7 protein-coding genes are annotated in these 6,262 nt (G+C 62.4%); 6 read left to right on the forward strand and 1 reads right to left on the reverse strand.

Features of this window, described 5'->3' with window-relative positions; genetic code table 11:
• Positions 1 to 2 precede the first annotated feature (2 nt).
• The 6 genes from Q4E25_RS00695 (at position 3) to Q4E25_RS00720 (ending at position 4,833) form a co-directional block, all read left to right on the forward strand.
• Positions 3 to 305 (forward strand): hypothetical protein, encoded by a 303-nt coding sequence (locus Q4E25_RS00695; RefSeq protein WP_303152907.1) that lies wholly within the window; start codon positions 3 to 5, stop codon positions 303 to 305.
• Positions 306 to 502: 197 nt separating this feature from the next.
• Positions 503 to 754 carry a hypothetical protein gene (locus Q4E25_RS00700; protein WP_303152909.1) on the forward strand — a complete coding sequence of 84 codons (252 nt, stop codon included), beginning with the start codon at positions 503 to 505 and terminating at the stop codon, positions 752 to 754.
• A gap of 207 nt (positions 755 to 961) precedes the next feature.
• Positions 962 to 2,575 (forward strand): acyl-CoA carboxylase subunit beta, encoded by a 1,614-nt coding sequence (locus Q4E25_RS00705; protein ID WP_303152911.1) that lies wholly within the window; start codon positions 962 to 964, stop codon positions 2,573 to 2,575.
• An 89-nt stretch (positions 2,576 to 2,664) separates the two neighbouring features.
• Entirely contained in the window at positions 2,665 to 3,996 is a 1,332-nt protein-coding gene (locus tag Q4E25_RS00710) for a carboxyl transferase domain-containing protein (RefSeq protein ID WP_303152913.1), read from the forward strand.
• 22 nt (positions 3,997 to 4,018) lie between these two features.
• Positions 4,019 to 4,213, forward strand: coding sequence for an acyl-CoA carboxylase subunit epsilon (locus tag Q4E25_RS00715; protein WP_303152915.1), 195 nt, complete (start codon positions 4,019 to 4,021; stop codon positions 4,211 to 4,213).
• Between the two features lie 23 nt (positions 4,214 to 4,236).
• Positions 4,237 to 4,833 (forward strand): nucleoside triphosphate pyrophosphatase, encoded by a 597-nt coding sequence (locus tag Q4E25_RS00720; protein WP_303152917.1) that lies wholly within the window; start codon positions 4,237 to 4,239, stop codon positions 4,831 to 4,833.
• 210 nt (positions 4,834 to 5,043) lie between these two features.
• On the opposite strand, the gene Q4E25_RS00725 is transcribed toward Q4E25_RS00720, so the two are convergent.
• Positions 5,044 to 6,262: SdrD B-like domain-containing protein (locus Q4E25_RS00725; RefSeq protein WP_303152918.1), on the reverse strand; the 1,219-nt coding region annotated here is incomplete at its 5' end.

Genomic DNA, 6,262 nt, shown 5'->3' on the forward strand with positions numbered 1-6,262 from the left:
CCATGACCGCTGCTGAAATCTTTAGCGCCATCCTCCGCGTCGCTGGCCTTGCCCTGGCCTTCGGCGCCGGCATCCCCCTCCTCTTTGCCCTGGGCATGCGCTGCATGACGGGCGATCCCATCCGCGATAGCAACGGGGTCATCGTGGGCGATACCGAGGCCTCCCCACAGATGAAGGTCCTGGGCTGGACCGTCTACGCCGTGCTCGGGGTCATCATCTTGGTGGCCATCACGTGGATTTCCAAGGACTCGCTCAACTACTACTTCGGACTCAACCTCTTCCCGGGCCTGTCCGGCAAGCACTAAGCCCGGCAAGCACGCCGACGGCCAGGCACTGACGTCGCACGCACGAACCCGGCCGGAAAGTTAACACCGAGTTAATACAATCTGAAATTAAGGTTGCCCTTACCGGACGTTCAGGCTAGACTGGGTCACCCCGCGCCATTTGAGGTGCGGGGTTTACACGTATTCATTACGGAAGAACGTCGAAGAGGTGAGCACAAATGAATACACTGACCGAGCTGATGTCCGCCATCACCGCCACATTCAAGACTGCCACCGGCACGGGTCTTGACACCCTGGGCTCCGCACCGCTGGAAGCGCGCGTTGCTGAGCAGCTCTTCGCGGATGACCACATCCCGGCCACCCGCACCGAAATCGCCTCCGCCCTCCACACCGCCGCCGGCCACTCCCCGCGCGAGGAAGACCTCGCCGTCGCGAGCGAATTCCTGCGCAGCTTCGGCTGGTTAGCTTAAGCGCGCGCGTGTCCTAAAATGGGCACGTACGGTCCTGAGGCCACCCTCAAGCAACCCCACGAAAGTCCCCGCCAGAACCCCGCGCAGGATTTTCTTGAGGGAAGTCTCATGTTTTAACCCCCTGACCAGTAGGAATAGTTTTTGTGATCAAAATCACCGGCGCGCCACTGTGTATTTGTAGGCAAAACCTCCCTACACTCAGCAAACATGACTATTTCCTCACATTTGACGGAGCTCGACTCCTTGAGCGCTAACACCACGGCGGGCAAGATCGCCGAACTCAAGCGACGCCGCGAGCAAGCCGCTGCCCCTATGGGAGAAAAAGCCCACCAAAAAGTACGCGACCAAGGCCGTCTGACCGCCCGCGACCGCCTGGACTACCTGCTCGATGAAGGCTCCTTCGTCGAAACGGACATGCTCGCCGTGCACCGCACCACCGACTTCGGTATGAGCGCCAAGAAGCCGGTCACCGACGGCATCGTCACCGGCTGGGGCACTATCGACGGCCGCGAGGTCTGCATCTTCTCCCAGGACGGCACCGTCTTCGGCGGCGCCCTGGGCGAGGTCTACGGCGAAAAGATGATCAAGATCATGGAGCTAGCTGTGACCACCGGCCGCCCGCTCATCGGCCTCTACGAGGGCGCCGGTGCCCGCATCCAAGACGGCGCAGTCTCCCTGGACTGGATTGCCAAGACCTTCTACCACAACGTCCAAGCCTCCGGCGTGGTGCCGCAGATTTCCGTCATTATGGGTGCGTGCGCCGGCGGCAACGCCTACTCCCCTGCACTCACTGACTTCGTGGTCATGGTGGACAAGAAGTCCAAGATGTTCGTCACCGGCCCGGACGTCATCAAGACCGTCACCGGCGAGGAGGTCACCCAGGAGGAGCTAGGTGGCGCCTCCATGCACATGCTCACCGCCGGCAACTCCCATTACACCGCCGCCAGTGACGAGGAAGCCCTCGACTGGGTCCACGATCTGGTCAGCTACCTGCCCTCCAACAACCGCGAGAAGGCTCCGCTGGAGCCCTTCGAGGAACTGGGCGAGGAGACCGCCGATGACCTCATGCTCGACGAAATCATCCCCGACTCCCCCACCCAGCCCTACGACGTCAAGGAGGTCATCCAGGCCCTCACCGATGACGGCGACTTCCTGGAGATCCAGGCCGAGCGCGCCGAGAACGTCGTCGTGGCCTTTGGCCGCATCGAGGGCCAGACCGTGGGCTTTGTGGCCAACCAGCCCCAGGTCTTCGCCGGCTGCCTCGACATCGATTCCTCCGAGAAGGCCGCCCGCTTCGTGCGCACCTGCGATTCCTTCAACATCCCGCTGGTGCTGCTTGTCGACGTCCCCGGCTTCCTCCCCGGCGCCTCCCAGGAACACGACGGCATCCTGCGCCGCGGGGCCAAGCTGCTCTACGCCTACGGCGAGGCCACCGTCCCGAAGATCACCGTGACCATGCGCAAGGCCTACGGCGGCGCCTACTGCGTCATGGGTTCCAAGGGCCTCGGCGCCGACGTCAACCTGGCCTGGCCCACCGCGCAGATCGCGGTCATGGGCGCTGCCGGGGCGGTGGGCTTCATTTACCGCAAGGAGCTCAAGGCCGCCCACGAGAAGGGCCTGGATGTCACCGAGCTAGCCAAGTCCTTCGAGCGCGAATACGAGGACCACATGCTCAACCCCTACAAGGCCGCCGAGCGCGGGCTTATCGACGCCGTCATTCTCCCCTCCGAGACACGCTCGGTGATTGCCAAGAACCTGCGCTTCTACGCCGATAAGAACGTCGCCCGCCCCGCCCGCAAGCACGGCAACATCCCGCTCTAAAGCCCAATGCACAGGCTTTAGCGCCGCTAGTTCAGCATTTCTTCGCGCAGATTGTAGACTAGTGGCCTATGAGTGCAACTACTCCAGATATGAAAACTACCGCCGGCAAGATTGAGGATCTGGGCACTAAGCTCACCGAATCCCGCGCCCCGCACGGCGAGGTACCGCCTGCACGCAGCGCCATCGAGGCACTGTTTGACGCCGGTTCTTTCGTGGAGACCGACGCGCTCGCACGCCACCGCTCCACCGACTTCGGCCGCGAGCACATCCGCCCCTACACCGACGGCGTGATCACCGGCTACGGCACCGTCGCCGGCCGCAAGGTCTGCGCCTACGCCCAGGACGCCACCATCTTCGACGGCACCATGGGCGAGGTCTACGGCGAGAAGGTGACCAAGCTCTACGATCTCGCCATCAAGACCGGCGTGCCGGTGGTGGCCCTGGTGGCCAGCGACAAGCCGCGCGCACAGGAGGGCATCGTCTCCTCCGCCATGCAGGCGCGCATCCTGGCGCGTGCGACCACCGCCTCCGGCCTGGTTCCCCAGGTCACCGTGGTCTACGCGGATTCCAAGGACGCCTCGCTGGTGGCTGCGCTCGCCGATGTTGTCATCGCTCCCGATGGCCACCTCAGCGCGCAGCAGCCCGGTGGGGAGATTGACGCTGTCAAGCAGGTACTCAGCTACCTGCCCTCCAATAACCGCGCCGAGGCCCCGCGCCCCGAGGCCACGCTCATGGCCGGCTCCGTGGCCGAGAACATCTCCGAGGCAGACCGCGCCCTGGACAGCCTGGTGGCGGACGACGGCACCGTCGACCTCCTCGATGTCATCACCGCGACCTGCGAGGATACCCTCGAGCTTGAGGCAGGCATTGAGGGCATCTACACCGGTTTTGGCCACGTGGAGGGTCGCACGGTGGGCATCGTGGCCAATCGCGGCACGCTCGATTCCGCCGCCGCCGCCAAGGCCGCGCGTTTTATCCGCCTGTGCGATGCCTTCAACACCCCCATCGTGGAATTCGTGGACTCGCCGGCTCTTGGTGAGAGCGTGGACGCCGCCTCGCTGGCCAAACTCATCCACGCCTACTCCGCGGCCACTGTGGGCAAGCTCAGCGTGATCGTGGGTCGCGCGCACGGCACCGGCTACATCGCCTTCGGCTCCAAGGATCTGGGCGCCGACATGTCCTACGCCTGGCCGACCGCCGAGATCTCCGTGGCCGACGCCGAGGCCCTGGCCCAGGAGCTGGAGCTCGACGCCGAGCAGGCCGCCGAGTACCTCACTCCTTACCAGGCAGCGGAGCGCGGCTTGGTGGACTCGGTGATCACCCCAGCCGCCACGCGCGGCTCCCTCATTGAGGCGCTGCGCCTTCTGGAGCGAAAGATTGTCCCCACCGTGCCGAAGAAGCACGGCAACATTGTCTTGTAATTCTTGTACTACGGAGAACACCATGAATGCTCCCCTGTTTAAGGTCCTCAAGGGCAACCCCTCTGATGATGAGGTTGCCGCACTGACCACACTGCTCAGCCAGCTCGACGCCGACGCCCGCGCCAAGGCCGCCGATACCCGCGCTACGCGCGATCTCTGGGGTCAGCCGGGTGATACCTTCAACCCCTCGGCGTTCCGCAACGTCCGCTACTTCTAGGCGGCCTGCTTCACGACACTCCTATGCGCTTAGTTCTTGCTTCTCAGTCCCCCTCCCGCGCCTCCATCCTGCGCGGGGCGGGGGTTGAGCCCGTTTTAGCCCCAGCACACGTGGACGAGCGCGCTATTGAGGATTCCCTCAGCGCCCGCAATGCCTCCGCGGAGGAGATCGTCAACGCCCTCGCCCAAGCCAAAGCCCGCGCCGTGGCCGCCGACTTTCCTGACGACGTCGTGGTGGGCGGGGATTCCATGCTGCTTCTCGAAGGCCACCTGCAGGGCAAGCCCCACACCGTCGCGGCCACCATTGAGCGCTGGCGGGCCCAAGCCGGGAAGACGGCCGAGCTCATCACCGGCCACTGCGTCATCGCCGGCGGCACCGAATATGTGGAGGCCTCCCGCACCACCGTGCACTTCGCCGCGGCCAGCGAGGAGGACATCACCGCCTACGCCCACTCCGGCGAGCCGTTGGAATGCGCCGGCGCCTTCACGCTGGAGGCCATGGGCGGCTGGTTCATCGACCGCATTGAGGGCGATCCCTCCAGTGTCATCGGGCTCTCCCTGCCCGTTCTGCGACGTGCGCTCTACAGCTTTGGGCTGAGCGTTTCCCAGTTCTGGGGCTGAGCGTCTCCCAGTTCTGGGGCTGACGACCTGCCTGTCTGTGCAAAGGACGCATGCTCCAAAACAAGAAAGGGGATCGTGAGCACTTGCAGCTCACGATCCCCTTTCTTTGTCTCAATTGCTACCGCAGCTAGCCCCTCAAGGTGAAGCCCAAGGCGTGATCACACACCCCAGGCTTAACCTTATGGACTGCCTTGGCCTGCCTTGTGCTGACTAGCTCTCCTTGCGGCGGCCAAAGGCAACGAAAGCCAGGCCCATCAGCAGGGCGATAATGCCGGCAAGGACAGCAATAGAGGTGTATTCGACACCGGTGTTAGCCAGCGAGCTGTGGTTCCTGCTCGGTGCTGCAGTATTGCTGTCATCCCCCTTCGGAGTAGCAGGAGCATTCGTTGCAGGCGTACCCGGATTCGGCTGCTGAGGCGCCGGCTTGATGTCCTGCGGGTTCACGGGCTTCTTCTCGTCGGGAATTCCCGGATTCGTATCTCCAGGAGTACCCGGCTGTTGCGGCTTACTCGAAGCAGGGAAATCAAAGTTCGACACGAACTGTCCTGCAATTGGAATCAACGGCAGCAGCGGAATCAAGCCCAGAGCAATGTAGCCCTTAGAGCTTCCGTTTGCCGAAGAACCCGGGCCTTCCTCCGGAACAACACCGAAGTCAACGGTGTTATCCGAAGCATCCGTCAGCGTCACGATAGACACAGAACCGTTGGAATCAACCGCAGGGTCATCACCAACGCCAACAGGACCAGGCTTGAAGCCCTTCGGAGCAAGAAACTCAATCTTGTAGGTTCCCGGCTTCAGTTCCTTGAACAGGTACTTACCGTTAGCGTCGGTCTTCGTACGCTCCAGCTCCTTGCCTTCAGCGTCACGCAGAACAACCTCGGCGCCTTCAACAGGCTTCTCATTTTCGTCCTGAATGCCGTTGAGGTTGGCATCCAGCCAGACGTAATCACCGATTTCCAGAGAGCCACTCTCGTCCTTCTCTTGAACAACGCCGAAGTCAATTGTCCGATTATTCTCGCCAGGCATCACCGTGACTGTTACGGACTCACCATCAGAATCGAGAGAGGAGTCAGAACCAGCTCCAGACTTGGTGGGCTTGAATCCTTCCGGAGTCTCAAACTCAACCTTGTAGTTACCAGGCTCTACGTCCTTGAACAGGTACTTACCGGAAGCATCCGTAGTGGTACGAGCAACTTCGTCACCAGACTCAGTACGAAGAATTACCGTCACTCCGGACTTGCCGGGCTCCCCTTCATCCTGTACACCGTTCTCATTCTCGTCCTGCCAGACAAAATCTCCGATGGAGCCCGGCTCATTGGGTTCGTTGGGCTCGGAAGGTTCACTCGGCTCGGAGGGTTCACTCGGATCAATCGGCTTCTCCACCGGAACCACACCAAAATCAACCGTGGTATCCGAAGCATCAGTCAAC

Origin of the sequence: Corynebacterium sp., assembly GCF_030532325.1 — a bacterium.
Classification (GTDB): Bacteria; Actinomycetota; Actinomycetes; order Mycobacteriales; family Mycobacteriaceae; genus Corynebacterium.

What these genes read in the sequence shown, in the direction of transcription:
- Q4E25_RS00695 (WP_303152907.1), top strand. Translation starts at nt 3, where the DNA reads ATGACCGCTGCTGAAATCTTTAGCGCCATCCTCCGCGTCGCTGGCCTT.
- Q4E25_RS00700 (WP_303152909.1), top strand. Translation starts at nt 503, where the DNA reads ATGAATACACTGACCGAGCTGATGTCCGCCATCACCGCCACATTCAAG.
- Q4E25_RS00705 (WP_303152911.1), top strand. Translation starts at nt 962, where the DNA reads ATGACTATTTCCTCACATTTGACGGAGCTCGACTCCTTGAGCGCTAAC.
- Q4E25_RS00710 (WP_303152913.1), top strand. Translation starts at nt 2,665, where the DNA reads ATGAAAACTACCGCCGGCAAGATTGAGGATCTGGGCACTAAGCTCACC.
- Q4E25_RS00715 (WP_303152915.1), top strand. Translation starts at nt 4,019, where the DNA reads ATGAATGCTCCCCTGTTTAAGGTCCTCAAGGGCAACCCCTCTGATGAT.
- Q4E25_RS00720 (WP_303152917.1), top strand. Translation starts at nt 4,237, where the DNA reads ATGCGCTTAGTTCTTGCTTCTCAGTCCCCCTCCCGCGCCTCCATCCTG.